The following is an 18,348-nucleotide window of genomic DNA, read 5'->3' as shown; positions in this document are numbered from 1 at the left end:
GCGGAACTTACTCCATCAGGCGTTAACGTTGTGAGCCTACTCGGCGGCCTTGTCCAGAATCGTCTGTCCGGTGCCCTCCCAATCGGCGACGAACTGGGCCAGGCCCTTCTCGGTCAGCGGATGCTTGAACAGCTGGCGCAGCACCGACGGCGGCATGGTCGCGACATGGGCGCCCATCTTGGCGCTCTCGGTGATGTGGATCGGGTGGCGGATCGAGGCGACCAGCACTTCGGTGGTGATGCCGGGATACTGGTCGTAGATCTGCACGATGTCGGAGATCAGCGACAGCCCGTCCTGCCCGATGTCGTCCAGCCGGCCGACGAAGGGGGAGATGAAGGTGGCGCCGGCCTTGGCCGCCAGCAGCGCCTGCGCGGCGGAGAAGCACAAGGTGACATTGACCATCGTGCCGCCGGACGACAGGATGTTGCAGACCTTCAGCCCGGCCGGGGTCAGCGGCACCTTGACCGCGATGTTCGGCGCCAGGGTCGCCAGGTACTTGCCCTCGGCCAGCATGGTGTCGAAATCGATCGCGGCGACTTCGGCGCTGACCGGGCCTGGAACGATCCCGCAGATTTCCTTGACCAGCTCGATGAAGTTGCGGCCGGACTTGGCAACCAGGGAAGGGTTGGTGGTAACACCGTCCAGGAGGCCGGTTTCGGCGAGGTCGCGGATTTCGGCGAGGTCGGCGGTATCGATGAAGAACTTCATCAGGAAACGATCCTTGATAAAACGAAGCGGCGATTGCGGCGGGCGCCTGCACGGCAGCCGGCCCGGAAACTCGGGAACACTCTAGCCCATGGTGGACCAGGGTTCCAGTTCCGCCCCCGGATTCGATTTCGGCGACGGCATGGAGGCGCGGCCTTCGGCCCCGAAGCGGGTCGCCGTGCTGCTGCCGCTGCCGCTGCCGGAAGCGTACGACTACAAGGTGCCGGCCGGGCTCGACGTCGCCCCCGGCGACTATGTCGAGGTGCCGCTCGGCCCCCGCCACCTGCTGGGCGTCGTCTGGGGGCCGGGAGCGGGGGAGGTGGCCGACGGCAAGCTGCGGCCGATCGCCCAGCGGTTCGACGTGCCGCCCATGCCGGAAATCCAGCGGCGCTTCATCGACTGGGTGGCGGCCTATACCATGGCGCCCCCCGGCGCCGTCCTGCGCATGGCGTTGAGCGCGATCGGCGGGATGGAGCCGCCCAAGCCGGTGACCGCCTATCGCCTGGGCGATCCCGGGCGGCTGGCCGAGTTGCGCATGACCCCGGCCCGACGGCGGGTGCTCGACCTGCTGGGGGACGGTCCGCCCCGTCCGCCGGCCGAACTGGCGCTGGATGCCGGATGCAGCGTCGGCGTCGTCCGCGGGCTGGCCGACGCCGGGGTGCTGGAGCCGGTACTGCTTCATCCCACCCGCGACCTGCCGCTGCCGGACTGGAGCCTTCCCGGCCCCGATCTGTCGGGCGAGCAGGCGGCCGGGGCGGCGGCCCTGCGCGCCCGAGTCGCGGGCAACGCCTTCAGCGCCACCCTGCTGGACGGCGTCACCGGGTCGGGCAAGACGGAGGTCTATTTCGAGGGGATCGCCGCGGCGCTGGAGGCCGGCAGGCAGGTGCTGGTGCTGCTGCCGGAGATCGCCCTTTCGGCACAGTGGCTGGAGCGGTTCGCCGTCCGCTTCGGGGCGCCGCCTCACCAGTGGCACAGCGACCTGTCCGGAGCCCAGCGGCGCGCGACTTGGCGCGACGTCGCGACCGGCGCCGCGCGCGTGGTGGTTGGAGCCAGGTCCGCCCTGTTCCTGCCCTATCCCGAACTGGGCCTGATCCTGATCGACGAGGAGCACGATCCCTCGTTCAAGCAGGAGGACGGGGTGATCTACAACGCCCGCGACATGGCGGTGGCGCGGGCGCATCTGGCCGGGATCCCGATCGTCCTGGTCTCGGCGACGCCATCGCTCGAATCGGCGATCAACGCCGAGGCCCACCGCTATGGCCGGATCGACCTGCCGGCCCGCCACGGCGGCGCCAGCATGCCGGAGATGAAGCTGATCGACCTGCGGCTCGACCGTCCTCCCCGCAACCGCTGGCTGGCGCCGTCGCTGGTCCAGGCATTGACCGAGACTTTCGCCGCAGGCGAACAGGGCATGCTGTTCCTCAACCGGCGGGGCTATGCGCCGCTGACCCTGTGCCGCAATTGCGGCCACCGGCTGCAATGCCCGAACTGCACCGCCTGGCTGGTCGAGCACCGGCTGGCCGGCAAGCTGCAATGCCACCACTGCGACTTCACGGTGAAATTGCTGGACGTCTGCCCGTCCTGCGGCGCTGAGGGCTCGCTGACCGCCTGCGGCCCCGGCGTGGAGCGCATCGCCGAGGAGGTGACCCAGCTGTTCCCCGACCAGCGCACCGCCCTGATGACCAGCGACAGCCTGGTCGGCCCGCACGCGATCCGCGAGATGGTCCGCCGCGTCCAGGACCACGAGATCGACCTGCTGATCGGCACGCAGGTGATGGCGAAGGGCCACCACTTTCCCATGCTGACGCTGGTCGGCGTGGTCGATGCCGACCTGGGCCTGGGCGGCGGCGACCTGCGGGCGGCCGAGCGGACCTACCAGCTGCTCCAGCAGGTCGCCGGCCGGGCGGGACGGGCGGAGCGTGCGGGGCGGGTCTTCCTCCAGACCTACATGCCGGAGCATCCGGTGTTGCAGGCTCTGGTGTCGGGGGACCGGGATTCGTTCTACGAGCGCGAGGCGGAGGAGCGCCATATCCACGCCATGCCGCCGTTCGGCCGGCTGGCCGCGCTGATCGTGTCCGGCGAGGAGGAGGGGGCGGTGGACGCCGTCGCCCGGGCCCTGGGGCGTGCGGCGCCGCGGTCCGAGACCGTCCAGGTCCTGGGACCCGCGCCGGCGCCCTATGCCCTGCTGCGCGGCCGGCACCGGCGGAGGCTGCTGCTGAAGGCGCCGCGCGCCGTGTCGGTCCAGCCGCTGATCGCCGATTGGCTGGCGCGGGTGGAGGTGCCGGGGACGGTCAGGGTGCAGGTGGATATCGATCCCTACAGCTTTCTATAGGGGGAATGCAATTGTGTTCGATTCATCGAAAGTGTTACAGACAAGGCTTGTGAAACGGCTCCATTTGTAACTACAATGCAACTACGCGCGAGGCGTCATGGACCTGGAGTTCGAGTGGTCCGAGGGTAAGCGGCAAGCGACGCTGGAAGCGAGGGATTGATTTTCTGCGTATGCGCGAGCTTTTCGACGGAAGGCCAGTGTTCGTCTATCTTTCGGCCCGTGGTGCGGAAGAGCGGTGGGTCAGTGTCGGCCGGATCGAGGACAAGTTTTTTGCCGTGGTCTGGACGATCCGCGAAGGGCGAATTCGGATCATTTCCGCAAGGAGGGCAAGGTATGGTGAAGAAAGACGATACCGTGCGGTACACGGCATCGGAAATTGATGCGATGATCGCAAGGGGCGAGGACAGAACCGATTGGTCGCGCGAAGATACCGACGAAGAGATAGAAGCCCAGATCGCTTCCGATCCCGATCTGGCGGTGCCGGACAACTGGGAGGAACTGTCCGTGCCCGGCTTTCCCTTTCCCCTGCCGTCGCGGGAGAACAAGCGCCAGGTCACGGTGCGCTACGACGCCGAGGTGGTGGATTTCTTCAAGGGCCAGGGGCGCGGCTGGCAGAGTCGCATGAACTCCGTGCTGCGCGCCTTCGTGGAAAGCCAGCGGAACGGCGGCCGATCCCGCTGAGCCGACCTCACGCCTCCCGCAGCGCCGGGGCCGGGACGCGGGCCGGGCGGGTGCGCCAGATCGACAGGCACTCGGTCGAGGTGGAGCCGCTGCCGATGCTGTGCCAGCCCTGGCGGTCGTGGAACCACAGGGTATAGGTCCCCCGCCGGTCGCGCTCGAACCGGAAGACGGGGCGGTCCAGGTGGGGGAAGGTGACCAGCAGCAGGTCGCCATCGGGGCTGGTCTGGCGGGACACGCCGGCCCACAGCCCGCGCTCCATGCGCGGCCGGGCGATCTCGTAGAACTCCGCAAGGTCGGCCGGGGTGAAGCGGGCCAGGCTGAAGGCGACGACGGTCATGGTCAGGTGATCCGGAGGCGTGATCAGAGGGAAAATCCGAAGGGGCGATACCGGCGGGACCGGTCGCCGCGCCGCCAGCCGGCGGCACCACCAATGATGCGCATCCAAAGTTAATTTGCGCTTAATCGGAAGGCGGATCTCTCCCATGCCCTGGCCTTAGTGTCGCAGGCCGGGCGGAGAGGCCCCCGGAACGGTAAAGCCGGGGGCGTTTCGGCCCCAACTGCCCGGTTTTGCTGGACTTGAGTCGGTTGCGCGCACCCGCTCCCTGTGTTATGTGACCGCTCGCCGTCAGGGGAGGGGGCCTGCCCGACGCATGTCTTCTCCTCCAAGGCCCTAAAAATCAACAAGGTCTATGGACCGAACCGAGGTACCGCGTGGCATCCGAAGGTACAGGAGTATCCGGGCTGGCAGGGCGATACGCGACTGCCCTGTTTGAGCTTGCGGACGAAAACAAGGCGCTGGACCAGGTCGCCCAGGATCTGGCCGCCATCAAGCAGATGCTCGTCGAAAGTCCCGAACTGGACCGCATGGTGCGCAGCCCCGTGCTGTCCCGCGGCGACCAGAGCCGGGCGATGGGCGCTCTCCTCAAACAGGCCGGCGTGTCCGAGCTGACCCAGCGGTTCGTCGGGCTGGTCGCCCAGAACCGCCGGCTGTTCGCGCTGCGCGGCATGATCGACGGCTACCTGGCCGAACTGGCTCGCCGCCGCGGTCAGATGACCGCCGACGTGACTTCGGCCTACCGCCTGTCCGATCCTCAGGTCCAGGCCCTCACCGATGTCCTCAGGGCCCAGATGGGGTCCAAGATCGAGGTCCGGGTCACCGTCGACCCCTCCTTGATCGGTGGCATGATCGTCAAAGTCGGTTCGCGCATGGTCGATAGCTCCGTGCGCACCAAGCTGAACAAGCTGCAAATCGCCATGAAAGGGGTTGGCTGATGGAAATCCGCGCCGCGGAGATTTCCGCGATCCTCAAGCAACAGATCGCGAATTTCGGGAATGAGGCGGATGTCGCCGAAGTCGGCCAAGTCCTCTCGGTCGGCGACGGCGTTGCCCGCGTTTATGGCCTCGACAACGTCAAGGCCGGCGAGATGGTCGAGTTCCCCAATGGTCTGAAGGGGATGGCGCTGAACCTCGAGACCGACAACGTCGGTGTCGTGATCTTCGGCGACGACCGTGACATCAAGGAAGGCGACGTCGTCAAGCGCACCGGCGCCATCGTCGAGGTTCCGATCGGCCGCGGCCTGCTGGGCCGCGTCGTGGACGGCCTGGGCAATCCGATCGACGGCAAGGGCCCGCTGATCGACGTGGTCATGAGCCGCGTCGAGGTGAAGGCACCCGGCATCATTCCGCGCAAGTCGGTGCACGAGCCGATGCAGACCGGCTTGAAGGCCATCGACGCCCTGGTTCCGATCGGGCGCGGTCAGCGCGAGCTGATCATCGGCGACCGTCAGACCGGCAAGAGCGCGGTCGCCATCGACGCCTTCCTGAACCAGAAGGGCATCAACCAGGGCGGCGACGAGAGCAAGAAGCTCTATTGCATCTATGTCGCCGTCGGCCAGAAGCGCTCGACCGTCGCCCAGATCGTCAAGACCCTGGAAGACGCCGGCGCGCTGGAATACTCGATCGTGGTCGCCGCGACCGCGTCGGAACCGGCACCGCTGCAGTTCCTGGCGCCCTACACCGGCTGCGCCATGGGCGAGTTCTTCCGCGACAACGGCATGCATGCGCTGATCGTCTATGACGATCTGTCCAAGCAGGCCGTCGCGTACCGCCAGATGTCGCTGCTGCTGCGCCGTCCGCCGGGACGCGAAGCCTACCCGGGCGACGTGTTCTACCTGCACTCCCGCCTGCTGGAGCGGGCGGCGAAGATGAACGACAGCAAGGGCGCCGGTTCGCTGACCGCGTTGCCGATCATCGAGACGCAGGCCGGCGACGTGTCGGCCTACATCCCGACGAACGTCATCTCGATCACCGACGGCCAGATCTTCCTGGAGACCGGCCTGTTCTACCGCGGCATCCGCCCGGCCATCAACGTCGGCCTGTCGGTCAGCCGCGTCGGTTCGGCAGCGCAGATCAAGGCGATGAAGCAGGTTGCCGGCACCATCAAGCTGGAACTGGCCCAGTACCGCGAGATGGCCGCCTTCGCGCAGTTCGCCTCGGACCTGGACGCATCGACCCAGCGGCTGCTGAACCGCGGCGCCCGGCTGACCGAACTGTTGAAGCAGGGCCAGTTCTCGCCGATGCCGGTGGAAGAGCAGGTGGTCTCGATCTTCGCCGGCGTGCGCGGCTACCTCGACCGGGTCAAGGTCGATGACGTCAACCGGTACGAAGCGAAGCTGCTGGATGAGGTCCGCTCCAAGGGGGCCAACATCCTCGACGCCATCCGCACCGAGAAGGCGCTGTCCAAGGAGACCGAGGAGAAGCTGAAGGGCTTCCTCGACAATTTCTCCAAGGTGTTCGTCTAAGCTCGAAGCGGTCCCTGGATGCGGTCTTCCGGAAGCATTTCCGGAGGACCGCGTCGGGGATCAGGAAGGCAGGGCTCCAACCCCCGGTGTGATGAAGGCCTCGAATGCCAAGCCTTAAGGACCTTAAAAACCGTATCGCCAGCGTCAAGTCGACGCAGAAGATCACGGCCGCCATGAAAATGGTCGCCGCCTCCAAGCTGCGCCGCGCGCAGGAGCAGGCGGAGGCCGGCCGTCCCTATGCCGAGCGCATGGGCCGTATGCTCGCGTCGCTCGCCGCCAACGTGTCGAGCAACGGCGAAGGTCCGAAGCTGATGACCGGTACCGGAAAGCAGGACGTGCACCTGCTGGTCGTCATCACGTCGGACCGTGGCCTGTGCGGCGGCTTCAACGGAACCATCGTGCGCGAGGCGCGGCGCCAGATCGCCCGGCTCGAAAGCGAGGGGAAGACCGTCAAGGTGCTGACCGTCGGCCGCAAGGGCCGCGACCAGATCCGCCGGACCAACCCCAAGACCATCGTCCAGTCCTATGAGGACATCGGACGCAAGCGGCTGTCGTTCGCCGAGGCCGACATGATCACCGCCAAGGTGCTCGAGCTGTTCGAGGCCGGCGAATACGACGTGGCGTCGGTGATCTACAACAAGTTCAAGTCGGCGATGACCCAGGTCGTCACCGTCCAGCAGGTGATCCCGTTCGCCATGCCGGAAGGGGAGCCCGCCGAGGCCGCCGACCAGGGCGAGGCGAAGGCGCTGTACGAGTTCGAGCCGGAGGAGGACCAGATCCTCGCCGACCTGCTGCCGAAGAACCTGTCGATCCAGGTCTATCGGGCGCTGCTCGAAAGCGCCGCCAGCGAGCAGGGTGCCCGGATGACCGCGATGGACAGCGCCACGCGCAACGCCGGCGACATGATCAACAAGCTGACGCTGACCTACAACCGGACCCGCCAGGCCGTCATCACCAAGGAGTTGATCGAGATCATCTCCGGTGCCGAGGCGATCTGAGGCCCGTCAGGTTCAATGAGCGTCCGATACTGATATCTGGTTCCGAGGGAGCGAACCCACATGACTGCTGTTATCCAGCCCAGCAATGCGCCCGCCAACGCCGCGCCCGGCAATGCCGTCGGCAAGATCACCCAGATCACCGGCGCGGTCGTCGACGTCCAGTTCGAAGCCGACCTGCCCGCCATCCTGAACGCCCTGCATACCCAGAACGAGGGCAAGACGCTGGTGCTCGAAGTGGCCCAGCACCTGGGTGAGAACACCGTGCGCGCGATCGCGATGGACACGACCGACGGCCTCGTCCGCGGCCAGCCCGTCAACGACACCGGCAGCCCGATCTCCGTGCCGGTCGGTCCGGCCACCCTGGGCCGCATCCTGAACGTGATCGGCGAGCCGATCGACGAGCGCGGCGACGTCGGCCATTCCTCGACCCTGCCGATCCACCGTTCCGCCCCGGACTTCGTCGACCAGTCGACCGAAGCCCAGGTGCTGGTCACGGGCATCAAGGTCATCGACCTGCTGGCGCCCTACGCCAAGGGCGGCAAGATCGGCCTGTTCGGCGGCGCCGGCGTCGGCAAGACCGTCACGATCATGGAGCTGATCAACAACGTCGCGAAGGCGCACGGCGGCGTGTCCGTCTTCGCCGGCGTGGGCGAGCGGACCCGCGAGGGCAACGACCTCTACCACGAGATGATCGAGGGCGGCGTCATCAAGACCGACGGTCCGGGCTCCAAGGTGGCCCTGGTCTACGGCCAGATGAACGAGCCGCCGGGTGCCCGCGCGCGTGTCGGCCTGACCGGCCTGACCCTGGCGGAGTACTTCCGCGACGAGGAAGGCCAGGACGTCCTGTTCTTCGTCGACAACATCTTCCGCTTCACCCAGGCGGGCTCGGAAGTGTCCGCGCTGCTCGGCCGCATCCCCTCCGCCGTGGGTTACCAGCCGACGCTGGCGACCGACATGGGTGCCCTGCAGGAGCGCATCACCTCCACCAAGAAGGGCTCGATCACCTCGGTGCAGGCCATCTACGTGCCGGCCGACGACTTGACCGACCCCGCGCCTGCCACCTCGTTCGCCCACCTGGACGCCACCACCGTGCTGTCGCGCTCGATCGCCGAAATGGCGATCTTCCCGGCCGTGGACCCGCTGGACAGCACCAGCCGGATCCTCGACCCGCGCGTCGTCGGCGACGAGCACTATCAGGTCGCCCGTTCGGTGCAGAAGGTCCTGCAGACCTACAAGTCGCTGCAGGACATCATCGCGATTCTGGGCATGGACGAGCTGTCGGAAGACGACAAGCTGGTCGTCGCCCGCGCCCGCAAGATCCAGCGCTTCCTGTCCCAGCCGTTCCACGTCGCCGAGGTGTTCACCGGCACCCCGGGCGTGCTGGTCAGCCTGGAAGACACGATCAAGGGCTTCAAGGGCATCGTCAACGGCGAGTACGACCACCTCCCCGAAGCCGCCTTCTACATGGTCGGCAAGATCGAGGATGCGGTCGAGAAGGCCCGCAAGATGGCCGCCGAGGCCGCGTAAGTACCGGAGGTCGAAGGGGCTTCATCGCCCCTTCGCCTTGTTTGACGCCTAACTCAGGAACGAGAGCTATCCATGGCCGACAAAGTCGAGTTCGAGCTGGTTTCGCCGGAAAAGCTGCTGGTCTCCCAGCCGGTCGACATGGTCGTGGTGCCGGGCGGCGAGGGTAACTTCGGTGTGCTGGCCGGTCACGCGCCGATGATCACCACGGTGCGCCCCGGCGTCATCGACATCTTCGAGGGTGACCGGGTCGTGGACCGGATCTTCGTCGCCGGCGGCTTCGCCGAGGTGACCGAGACCCGCTGCACGGTCCTGGCCGAGCAGGCGACCAACCTGAACGAACTGGACCGCGCCGCGGTCGAGCAGGAGGTCAGGGACGTGGGCGAGGATGTGGAGGATGCCAAGTCGGACAGCGAGCGCGCCGTCGCGGAGGGCCGTCTGGCAATCGCCCGCGCCAAGCTCGAGGCGATCACCGGCACCACCGCGCATTGATGCCCCACGATGCCGTTGTAAAACGGCCATAGAGGGATAATCTGCAGACCTGTTATCGATGGCCTGGCCGCCAAGGCCGGGCCATCGGTCTTTCAGGGTCAACAAACTTCGGCTTGGGGAAGAATGGGCTATCAACACTGGACGCTGGACGATCTTCCTTGGGACCGCATCGACAGATCGAAAGCAGACGCGGAAATCCTGAAGATCATCAAGGCTGCGGCCCTGGTTGAGTATAACGGCCGGGATTATGCGACCTACCTGTGCAACGTCTTCAACGACGATCCCGAGTTCCAGCAGGTGGCGCGGGACTGGGCGGAGGAAGAGGTCCAGCACGGTGCCGCGCTCGGCCGCTGGGCTGAGGTCGTTGATCCCTCCTTCTCCCTGGAAGATGCCTTCAAGCGGTTTACCGACGGCTACAAAATCAAGCTCGAAGCGACGGAATCGGTCCGCGGATCGCGGAGCGGCGAGTTGATCGCGCGCTGCATGGTCGAGACCGGCACCAGTTCCTACTACACGGCGCTGGGCGACGCGACCGACGAGCCCGTGCTGAAGGAGATCTGCCGGCGCATCGCGACCGACGAGCTCCGTCACTACAAGCTGTTCTACCAGCACCTCAAGCGCTACATGGAGCGCGAGGATCTAGGCCGGCTGTCCCGTTTGCGCATCGCGCTGGGCCGTATCAACGAGTCCGAGGACGACGAGCTGGCCTATGCCTATTACGCGGCCAACGGCACCGGCGCGCCTTACGATCGCGAGACCAACACCCGCGCCTATATGCGCCGGGCCTACGCCTATTACCGGCCGACCCACGTGGACCGGGGTGTAGCGATGATCTTCAAGGCGGTCGGTCTGAAGCCCCATACGACGCTGTACCGGGCGGCAACGCGGATGGCTTGGTGGTACCTGGACAGCAGGCTTAGGAAGCTGACCAAGGAAGCGGCGTAAGCCTCGGGCTCTCCTGGTGGGAATCCCGCGCCCTCCGGGGCGCAGGACCGCACTTCGATGGATCCTCACATCTCCAGCAGAAGATCGCTGGACAGTTCCACCCGGCGCATCATCGACTCCTTGAGCTTGAGCATCGCGCGATGCTCAAGCTGACGGACGCGCTCCTTGCTGACGCCCAGTTCCTTGCCCAGTTCCTCCAAGGTGGCGCCGTCGTCGCGCAGGCGGCGCTGGGAGATGATGGTCCGTTCGCGGGGGCTGAGCTCGCCCAGGGCTTCGGCGAGCCACTTGGAGCGGGTATTGCTGTCGCGCATCCCGATCACGACTTCTTCCGGGCTTGGCCGCTGGTCGGCCAGGAAGTCCTGCCAGTCGTCCTCGCTGCTGTCGCTGATCGGGGCGTTCAGCGACTGGTCGGCGCCGCTCAGGCGCATCTCCATCGCCTCGACCTCATGGACCTCGACCTTCAGTTCGGTCGCGATCTTCACCCGGCCGGCCTGCGTCAGGGCGCCGTTGTTGGAGGCGTCTTCGATCTTGGCGCGCAGCCGGCGCAGGTTGAAGAACAGGCTCTTCTGGGCCGCGGTGGTGCCGGTCCGCACGATCGACCAGTTGCGCAGGATATAGTCCTGCATAGCCGAGCGGATCCACCAGGCGGCGTAGGTCGAGAAACGCACCTCCCGGTCCGGCTCGAACCGGGCGGCGGCCTGCATCAGGCCGACATTGCCCTCCTGGACCAGATCGCCCATGGGCAAACCGTAGTTCCGGAAGCGCGAGGCGGTGGAGACGACCAGCCGGGTATAGGCGCGGACGAGATCGTGAAGCGCCGCCTCGTTGCCGTCCTCACGCCAATTGCGCGCCAATTCGAATTCGTGGTCGCGGGCAAGGAGAGGTTCCCGCATCGAGGCCTTGATGAAAGTCAGATTGGCCCGCTGTGTTTCCGGGTCATCGATATGCGCCATCGTCCTGTCCCTTCCCCCTGATGGACGCGCGACCTCGGCGATGGCCCTGTCCTTAGTAGGGTCAACACCGGTTGGTGCCGTCTGTTGCTTCAGATACGCAGCCCGGACAGGGCCGGATCACATCGGGAGGGAAGTTTTTTCGGTCGGTCCGATGCCTCTTCAGACCTCGATCAGTTCCAGGATTTCCCCTGAGGCCGCCAGGCAACCGCAAACCAGCGGGCCGCCGAAACCGCACCCGCCATCCAGGGTGACCGTGAAGTCACCAGCCTGGATACCTCCGCGTCCCGGGTCATACCCGCGGGCGATGCGGCGGAACTGGTCGTAGGGCTGGTCGATGCGCCCGAATCCGGTCCCGCCCCACCAGAAAGTGTCGCCCTGGGCAGCCAGCGGCCGGGAGATCTCGATGCCGGAGGAGACCAGCAGGACACCCACCGGGACGCGTTCGGCCGGCCCGTCGCCCGGCTGGCTGGTATAGGCGGCACGGCGCAGCGCGCTCATCACGTTTTCGTGACCGGGATGGGCACGCATGGCGCCCCGCAGGCTGTTGGTCCAGCGGGTGATCGCGACGGCGCCGTCACGTGCGGCGGCCAGTCCCTGGTCCGGATTGCCGCCATAGGCGTGCAGGGTCGCGTCGGCGCCCTGGCGGAGCATCCAGCGCAGGACGACGGCCGGATCGGGCGCGAACTGGAGTTGGAGGAGCTTCTGCCACATCTCCTCCTGGGCGCCGCGGAGATAGACCACGTCGTCCGCGAGCATGCCGGGCATCGCGATCAGGGCACGGCGGAACGACAGCAATTCGTCCATCGTCTCCCGCACCGCCACGCCGCGGCCGATCATATTGCCGGTATAGACGAGCCGATCGCCCGGCGTGAAGCGTCGGCCTATGTCGGCATGCAACGCCGCTAGCCGGTCGACTTCGCCATGGACGGCACCGACGGCCCAGATCCGCTTGGGATGGCCGATATCTGCGAATTTCTGATTGTCTGACATCTGGACGCGTAAACGCAACTCCGGTCCGGCTTGGACTGTGACCGGAGTTTAGGCGCCCGGCGTGCCCAGCAAAAGCCGATAAAAGGGAGTGGCCGGGGATTGTTGGCGTCCCCGGCCACAAGCCTCTGCGCAGCTCAGGCGGCGGTCTTGGTCAGGACGGCCTCTAGCCGCTCCGTGGCCTTCATCTCGTCGATCTTCTCGACCGCAGCCAGTTCCCGGGCGAGCCGCTCCAATGCCGCCTGATAGATCTGGCGCTCGCTGTAGGACTGGTCCGGCTGGTCGCTGCCGCGGTACAGGTCACGGACCACTTCGGCGATCGAGACAGGGTCGCCGGAATTGATCTTGGCTTCGTATTCCTGAGCGCGGCGGCTCCACATGGCGCGCCGGGCGCGCGAGCGGCCCTGGAGAGTCTCCAGCGCGACCTTGATCCGGTCCTTGGAGCTGAGGCGGCGGAGACCTGAGTCCTTGGCCTTACCCACCGGGACCTTCAGCGTCATGCGCTCCTTTTCGAAGGTGATGGCGTAAAGCGTTACGGTCTGGCCGGCAATATGATGCGTTTCGATTCCTTCGACACGACCGACCCCGTGGGCCGGGTAGACGACGAAATCACCGGCCGTGAACTCAAGCTTGTTCATCATTCCTGTTGGCTCTCACTTCACGCTCGCTGGCACCCGGCTGTCCCGGCCGGATGCCTCGGGACAACGAAAGGCTGAAGCGCCATCCACCAGCCCCCATGACGGGTAAGGGCCGACGAATTAGGCAATTCGAGCCTGGAGCATCGCAAGCCCGGAACGCGCGAGAAATCGACCGGGCCTAGGGCCGCCATTATATAGGAAGTGAGTAGGGCGTTACAAAGATATAACGTCTTGGTCATAAGCAAGCTCCCGCTGGCCGCACGATGGCGGACCTGCGGGAATTGCATAGCGGAATGGAAGAATAAACTTTCAGGGTGACGAAAGTAGCGTCAACCCAACGTTCAGTTGCCGGATCCCGGGTTGGAATTGAAAAACTTCTCGAATTTGTCCGGGGCTCCCTTGAACTCTTCCGCCTCGGGCGCAGCGTCCTTCTTGCGGGTCAGGTTCGGCCATTGCAGGGAGTACTCCCGGTTCAATTCAAGCCACTTCTCGGCATCGGGCTCGGTATCCGGGACGATCGCCTCGGCCGGGCACTCCGGTTCGCAAACGCCGCAGTCGATGCACTCGTCGGGGTGGATCACAAGCATGTTCTCCCCCTCGTAGAAGCAATCGACGGGGCACACCTCGACGCAGTCGGTATATTTGCACTTGATGCACTGTTCGGTGACGACGTAGGGCATGCTCGCTTTCCCTTTTCCTCTTCAGACACCCGGACTTCGTCCTCGTCCCGCGTGCCGGCAGCAGTTCAGTCAGATGGAGATCTCTGGATCGAGCTCTCTCCGGTCGGCGCCTCCAGCGTGGAGTCGGCGATGCCCAGTCGTTCAAGCACGCGCATCCGGGCCGCACCACGGTCGCGGTCGGAGACGTAGAGCAGTCCGCCCACCCTGCGCAAGAGGCTGGCTTCCAGATCGTGCAGTTCGCCATCGGCGTAGACCACTTCCCAGAGCATTTCAATCATCTGAATGCGCTCTTCGTCGGAAAAACGGTCCTTCAGGGTGGAGGTGAAGCGGTGCCACTGGGCAGGCCCCTCCGTCACTGTCTCGGCCGAGGCCAGCAGGTCGTTCGCTTCGACGCCCGACAGGGAGAAGCGTTGTTCGAGCAGGTCGCGGATGCGGGCGCGCTCGCGGTCGCCGATCTCGTCGTCCATGCGGGCAGCCTCGACCAGCAGCGTGGCGGCCGCCAGTTGCACTTCGTCGCGCGAGTGCCGCCCGGCCTGCCGGGTCGTGTCGTCGGCGTCCATCAACAGTGCTTTCAATCGAGCCAGCATTACCGAAATCCTATCCTTGCGGCCAGTCCATGCGGCCGGTATCGCGAAACCATGCGGTCTGTCAGATATGGGGGGCTGTCCTGACGATGACGACCCCTGCTGACCCTTGCCCTCGGGTGCGGGAGGCACTAGCCTGCTCGGCATGATGACCGCAGCCGGCCCAGACCACCGCCGCCACGCCCCGGCGACCCAGCGCAACAGGGAACCTATCCTGGGTGTGCTGCGGCGCGTGCTTCCCGCCGCCGGCACCGTGCTCGAGATCGCCAGCGGCAGCGGCGAGCACGCCGTCTTCCTGGCCGGGTCGCTGCCCGACCTGATCTGGCATCCGACCGATCCGGACCCGGACAACCGGGCCAGCATCCGGGACTGGATCGCCGAGACCGGCGTCACCAACGTCACGGTTCCGGCCAACCTGGACGCCTCGGCGCGTGCCTGGCCCGTCACCCACGCCGACGCCATCGTCTGCATCAACATGATCCATATCTCGCCCTGGCCGGCGACCCTGGGCCTGATGGCGGGGGCGGGGCGCACCCTGCCGACGGGAGCGCCGCTCTATCTCTACGGCCCGTACAAGCGGGACGGGCGGCACACGGCGCCGAGCAACGAGGATTTCGACCATTCCCTGAGGGCTCAGAATCCGGACTGGGGGTGCGCGATCTCGAAGAGGTCTGCGTCGCGGCGGCGGAGGCCGGCCTCACCCTGGACGAGGTCATCGAGATGCCGGCCAACAACCTGTCCGTGGTCTTCCGCCGGGGTTGAAGCGACGGCGGCGAATTCCGCAGGCCGACCCGCGTTCCCGCATGTCATTCCAAAGCCCGCCGGCTCGCCGCGGGCCTGCCGGGTCAGGGCCGCCGCCTCCGGTTGGCCAGCAGGTTCAGCGACTCGATGAGCATCGAAGATGAGCATCGAAAAGGCGCGCGCTGGGAACCGGGCAGCAGGAGGTAGGTTCCGCGCCCTTTTCGGGAATCAACTCAGGAGTTCGAACGCAGCCTTTCGGTCGCCCGTCGTTCCGCCTTGGTCGGCCGGCCGGCTCCGGAGGGCCGTTCCGCCGGGCGGGCCATCGCGGTCTCCGGCACCGGCGGCGACAGGTCCTCGTACAGTGCCTGGGCCTCCGGCGCCGGGCCGCGCCGGGTTCCCAGTGCCACCACCTTGATGATCCTGATATGGCGGCCCTGGGCGAAGGTCAGCACGTCGCCCGGCCTGACCGCATGATGCGCCTTGGTGACCGGCGCACCGCCGATGCGGACGGCACCGGCCGCGCACAGCTTCGCGGCGAGGCTGCGCGTCTTGAAGAAGCGGGCGTACCAGAGCCACTTGTCGAGCCGCAGGCGGCCGGATGCCAACTCCTGGGCGGTCGCGGCCCCGCCGTCGTCCTGATCCTCGTCCCGATGCCCGTCCGACGTCATCGCATGAACTCGATCTGCCTCAGCTTGGCGAAGGGAGAGTCTGTGGATGGATCGGCGCGCGGCTTGGCCGGGGCGTCGCGCCGCCGGCCCTTGCGTGCCTGCTCGCGGCGCGGCAATTTGCCGCGTGCCCAGGTGACGGCGCCGGCCTCGTCCTGCCTGCGGCGATATCCCATGGCCGCCAGCACCCCTTCCAGGTCCTGGGGCGTGCTGCCGATCATCTGGGCCAGATCGGGCGCTGCGGTCAACGGGCCTTCGCTGGACCGCTTGTACAGCTCGCGCTCGAACCTCTCCAGGATGTCGGCCCGGAGCGCCCGCGGCCCCATGGGCGGATAGCCCACCGCCTCCCAGAAGCCGGCCGGCACGGCGTCGGTCGCGACCGAGACCCGGCCGGCCGGCGGAGTGGGCGGGGGCAGGGGCATCGCGGCGTGGCCGCCGTGCAGGACGGCCCACAGCAGGCCGCGGGTCTCCACGGCCCTGGGCTTGATCAGGGCCGGCATGAACACCTGGCTGGTCGCCAGCCGCACGCCAAGCCGGTTGAGTGCCTGCCGGTCGGCCTTGCTGAATCCCGTGATCAGCGGTTCCAGGTCGGGCCGGGCGAGGCTGCCCAGCGACTCGGAAAGCTGGAAGGCCAGCCCGCGCGCCGGGCCGGACAGGTCGGCTTCGCGCAGCTTGAACAGGGGCGCCAGCCGGTCCTTGACGAACTGCTCGACCCAGCGGCCGAGCCGGGCCCGCACCCGGTCGCGCTGGCCCGACTCGAACAGGTCGTCGTGCAGCGGTATCACCGCCGGGGTCAGCACCGAGGTCCCCGGTCCCAGGCGCGCCACGGGATGCCCGTCCCAGGCCAGGATGCCGTCTGGACCCAGGCCGATCCTGTCGTCGCCCGCCTGCTCCAGCAGGCGGACCCGCCGGCCGATCTCGTCGCGGAGCGCCCGGCGCGCGGCGCTCATGAAGGCGCGCACGTCGTCCTCCCGCACCTCCGGGTCGAGGGTGAAGTGGAAACCCTCCAGCCGTCCGACATGATGGCCCTCGACCAGCACCTCGCCCGCGGCGGTGACGGCGGCCAGAAGCTCGCCGCCGCCGGCCAGCGTGCGGGCGAGCACGGCGGAGCGCCGGTCGACGAAGCGCTGGGTCAGCCTCTCGTGAAGGGCGTCGGACAGCTTGTCCTCGATCGCGCGGGTCTGGGCCTGCCAATGGCCGGGATCGGTCAGCCAGTCCGGCCGGTGCGAGATGTAGGTCCAGGTCCGGATATGGGCGATGCGCGAGACCAGGGTGTCGATGTCGCCCTCGGTCCTGTCCATCCGTGCCACCTGCTTGGCGACCCAGTCCTCCGGCAGGCGGGCTTCCGGCGTCATCAGGTGGCGGTAGATCTGGGACAGCAGCCGGGTGTGGGCGTCCGACAGCACCTTGCGGAAATCGGGGATCTGGCAGACCTCCCACAGCAGCCGCACGGCTCCGCGATCGGTCGCCAGGGATGCTATCTCCTGGTCGCGCGACAGCGCCACCAGCGACAGGTAGTCGTCGGCATCCCGCGCGCGCATCAGCTCCGGCCGGGGCGGGCGCTGCTCCAGGCTCTTGATCAGCGCGCCCGGGGTCTCGAACCGCAGCACGGTGTTCCGCCACATGATCGCCTTGAGCGACTCGAACTGGTGGTTCTCGACCGCGTTGACCGTCTCCGAGTCGAGGCCGTTCATGTCGCCGGTGGTGCCGAAGGTGCCGTCGGTCATGTGGCGGCCGGCGCGGCCTGCGATCTGGGCGATCTCGGTCGGGCGGAGCTTGCGCGGCGCATGCCCGTCGAACTTGGTCAGCCGGGCGAAGGCCACATGGTCCACGTCCATGTTCAGCCCCATGCCGATGGCGTCGGTGGCGACGAGGTAATCGACCTCGCCGGCCTGGTAGAGCGCCACCTGGGCGTTGCGGGTGCGCGGGCTGAGCGCCCCCAGGACGACGGCGGTACCTCCGCGCTGGCGGCGGATCAGCTCGGCGATGGTGTAGACGTCGGTCGCGGAGAAGGCGACCACGGCGGAGCGCGGCGGCAGCCGGGTCAGCTTCTTGTGCCCGGCATATGTGAGCGACGAGAACCGGGGCCGGCTGATGAACTCGGCCCGAGGCACCAGCTTCTGGATCAGCGGCCGGATCGTGTCGGCGCCCAGGAACATGGTCTCGTCCATGCCGCGGGCGTGGAGCAGCCGCTCGGTGAAGATGTGGCCGCGCTCGGGGTCGGCGCAGAGCTGGATCTCGTCCACCGCCATGAAGGCGACCGGCCGGTCCAGCGGCATCGATTCGACCGTGCAGACGAAATAGACGGCGCGCGGCGGGATGATCTTCTCTTCGCCGGTGACCAGCGCCACCGCGTGGCGGCCCTTCGCCTTGACGATCTTGTCGTAGTTCTCGCGCGCCAGGAGGCGCAGCGGGAATCCGATCATGCCGGACCGGTGCCCCAGCATCCGCTCGATGGCGAGAAAGGTCTTACCGGTGTTCGTCGGCCCAAGAACGGCGGTGACCCGCCCCTGGTGCTGACCCTGATGCTGGAAAGCCACGCCAGAAGATGCTGCGCTCATAGGGGAGAGCATTGGGGTTCATGTGCTGCATTGCAAGGGCCGTCATCACCCCTTCCCGCTC

18 protein-coding genes and 1 pseudogene are annotated in these 18,348 nt (G+C 67.0%); 10 read left to right on the top strand and 9 right to left on the bottom strand.

Features of this window, described 5'->3' with window-relative positions:
- Window positions 1–36 precede the first annotated feature (36 nt).
- Window positions 37–708, bottom strand: a complete 672-nt coding sequence (fsa, locus tag DPR14_RS23145; protein WP_158047247.1) for a fructose-6-phosphate aldolase — start codon at window positions 706–708, stop codon at window positions 37–39.
- Window positions 709–847: 139 nt separating this feature from the next.
- Between fsa and DPR14_RS23140 the strand changes: the two genes are divergently transcribed.
- The 3 genes from DPR14_RS23140 (at window position 848) to DPR14_RS23130 (ending at window position 3,718) form a co-directional block, all read left to right on the top strand.
- Entirely contained in the window at window positions 848–3,037 is a 2,190-nt protein-coding gene (locus DPR14_RS23140; protein WP_158048310.1) for a primosomal protein N', read from the top strand.
- 170 nt (window positions 3,038–3,207) lie between these two features.
- Complete coding sequence (locus DPR14_RS23135; protein WP_211103856.1) at window positions 3,208–3,417, top strand: BrnT family toxin; 210 nt, start codon at window positions 3,208–3,210, stop codon at window positions 3,415–3,417.
- Window positions 3,418–3,421: 4 nt separating this feature from the next.
- Window positions 3,422–3,718 (top strand): BrnA antitoxin family protein, encoded by a 297-nt coding sequence (locus DPR14_RS23130; protein ID WP_192499125.1) that lies wholly within the window; start codon window positions 3,422–3,424, stop codon window positions 3,716–3,718.
- A 7-nt stretch (window positions 3,719–3,725) separates the two neighbouring features.
- Here the strand turns inward: DPR14_RS23130 and DPR14_RS23125 are convergent, their stop codons facing one another.
- Window positions 3,726–4,055: a hypothetical protein gene (locus tag DPR14_RS23125; RefSeq protein WP_158047245.1), complete on the bottom strand. Its 330-nt coding sequence runs from the start codon at window positions 4,053–4,055 to the stop codon at window positions 3,726–3,728.
- 374 nt (window positions 4,056–4,429) lie between these two features.
- Here DPR14_RS23125 and DPR14_RS23120 point away from each other — a divergent pair, with 374 nt between their 5' ends.
- The 6 genes from DPR14_RS23120 (at window position 4,430) to DPR14_RS23095 (ending at window position 10,478) form a co-directional block, all read left to right on the top strand.
- Window positions 4,430–4,990 carry a F0F1 ATP synthase subunit delta gene (locus DPR14_RS23120; RefSeq protein WP_158047244.1) on the top strand — a complete coding sequence of 187 codons (561 nt, stop codon included), beginning with the start codon at window positions 4,430–4,432 and terminating at the stop codon, window positions 4,988–4,990.
- Window positions 4,990–6,519 (top strand): F0F1 ATP synthase subunit alpha, encoded by a 1,530-nt coding sequence (gene atpA / locus DPR14_RS23115; RefSeq protein WP_158047243.1) that lies wholly within the window; start codon window positions 4,990–4,992, stop codon window positions 6,517–6,519. The genes DPR14_RS23120 and atpA overlap by 1 nt, the downstream gene beginning before the upstream one ends.
- Window positions 6,520–6,623: 104 nt before the next feature.
- Window positions 6,624–7,517, top strand: a complete 894-nt coding sequence (locus tag DPR14_RS23110) for a F0F1 ATP synthase subunit gamma (protein ID WP_158047242.1) — start codon at window positions 6,624–6,626, stop codon at window positions 7,515–7,517.
- A gap of 60 nt (window positions 7,518–7,577) precedes the next feature.
- Window positions 7,578–9,044: a F0F1 ATP synthase subunit beta gene (gene atpD, locus DPR14_RS23105; protein WP_158047241.1), complete on the top strand. Its 1,467-nt coding sequence runs from the start codon at window positions 7,578–7,580 to the stop codon at window positions 9,042–9,044.
- Between the two features lie 72 nt (window positions 9,045–9,116).
- Complete coding sequence (locus tag DPR14_RS23100; RefSeq protein ID WP_158047240.1) at window positions 9,117–9,533, top strand: F0F1 ATP synthase subunit epsilon; 417 nt, start codon at window positions 9,117–9,119, stop codon at window positions 9,531–9,533.
- Between the two features lie 123 nt (window positions 9,534–9,656).
- Window positions 9,657–10,478 carry an acyl-ACP desaturase gene (locus tag DPR14_RS23095; RefSeq protein ID WP_158047239.1) on the top strand — a complete coding sequence of 274 codons (822 nt, stop codon included), beginning with the start codon at window positions 9,657–9,659 and terminating at the stop codon, window positions 10,476–10,478.
- A 65-nt stretch (window positions 10,479–10,543) separates the two neighbouring features.
- Here DPR14_RS23095 and DPR14_RS23090 read toward each other — a convergent pair whose 3' ends face one another.
- The 5 genes from DPR14_RS23090 to DPR14_RS23070 all read right to left on the bottom strand — a co-directional run bounded on the left by DPR14_RS23090 (window position 10,544) and on the right by DPR14_RS23070 (window position 14,296).
- Window positions 10,544–11,431, bottom strand: a complete 888-nt coding sequence (locus DPR14_RS23090; RefSeq protein WP_158047238.1) for an RNA polymerase factor sigma-32 — start codon at window positions 11,429–11,431, stop codon at window positions 10,544–10,546.
- A 159-nt stretch (window positions 11,432–11,590) separates the two neighbouring features.
- Complete coding sequence (locus DPR14_RS23085) at window positions 11,591–12,421, bottom strand: hypothetical protein (RefSeq protein ID WP_158047237.1); 831 nt, start codon at window positions 12,419–12,421, stop codon at window positions 11,591–11,593.
- A gap of 134 nt (window positions 12,422–12,555) precedes the next feature.
- Window positions 12,556–13,059: a CarD family transcriptional regulator gene (locus DPR14_RS23080; protein ID WP_158047236.1), complete on the bottom strand. Its 504-nt coding sequence runs from the start codon at window positions 13,057–13,059 to the stop codon at window positions 12,556–12,558.
- A gap of 338 nt (window positions 13,060–13,397) precedes the next feature.
- Entirely contained in the window at window positions 13,398–13,736 is a 339-nt protein-coding gene (gene fdxA / locus DPR14_RS23075) for a ferredoxin FdxA (protein ID WP_158047235.1), read from the bottom strand.
- Between the two features lie 65 nt (window positions 13,737–13,801).
- A complete protein-coding gene (locus DPR14_RS23070; RefSeq protein WP_158048309.1) occupies window positions 13,802–14,296 on the bottom strand; it encodes a tellurite resistance TerB family protein in 495 nt (164 codons plus the stop codon).
- Window positions 14,297–14,465: 169 nt separating this feature from the next.
- Between DPR14_RS23070 and DPR14_RS23065 the strand changes: the two are divergent.
- Window positions 14,466–15,082 (top strand): annotated as a pseudogene (locus tag DPR14_RS23065) (DUF938 domain-containing protein).
- A 212-nt stretch (window positions 15,083–15,294) separates the two neighbouring features.
- Here the strand turns inward: DPR14_RS23065 and DPR14_RS23060 are convergent.
- Window positions 15,295–15,729, bottom strand: coding sequence for an RNA-binding S4 domain-containing protein (locus tag DPR14_RS23060; RefSeq protein WP_158047234.1), 435 nt, complete (start codon window positions 15,727–15,729; stop codon window positions 15,295–15,297).
- Entirely contained in the window at window positions 15,726–18,266 is a 2,541-nt protein-coding gene (locus tag DPR14_RS23055) for a helicase-related protein (protein ID WP_343038675.1), read from the bottom strand. The genes DPR14_RS23060 and DPR14_RS23055 overlap by 4 nt, the downstream gene beginning before the upstream one ends.
- Window positions 18,267–18,348: the final 82 nt, after the last annotated feature.

The organism is Skermanella pratensis (assembly GCF_008843145.1).
In the GTDB taxonomy this organism is placed as follows: Bacteria; Pseudomonadota; Alphaproteobacteria; order Azospirillales; family Azospirillaceae; genus Skermanella; species Skermanella pratensis.
This window is presented reverse-complemented; position numbering and strand designations above follow the sequence as displayed.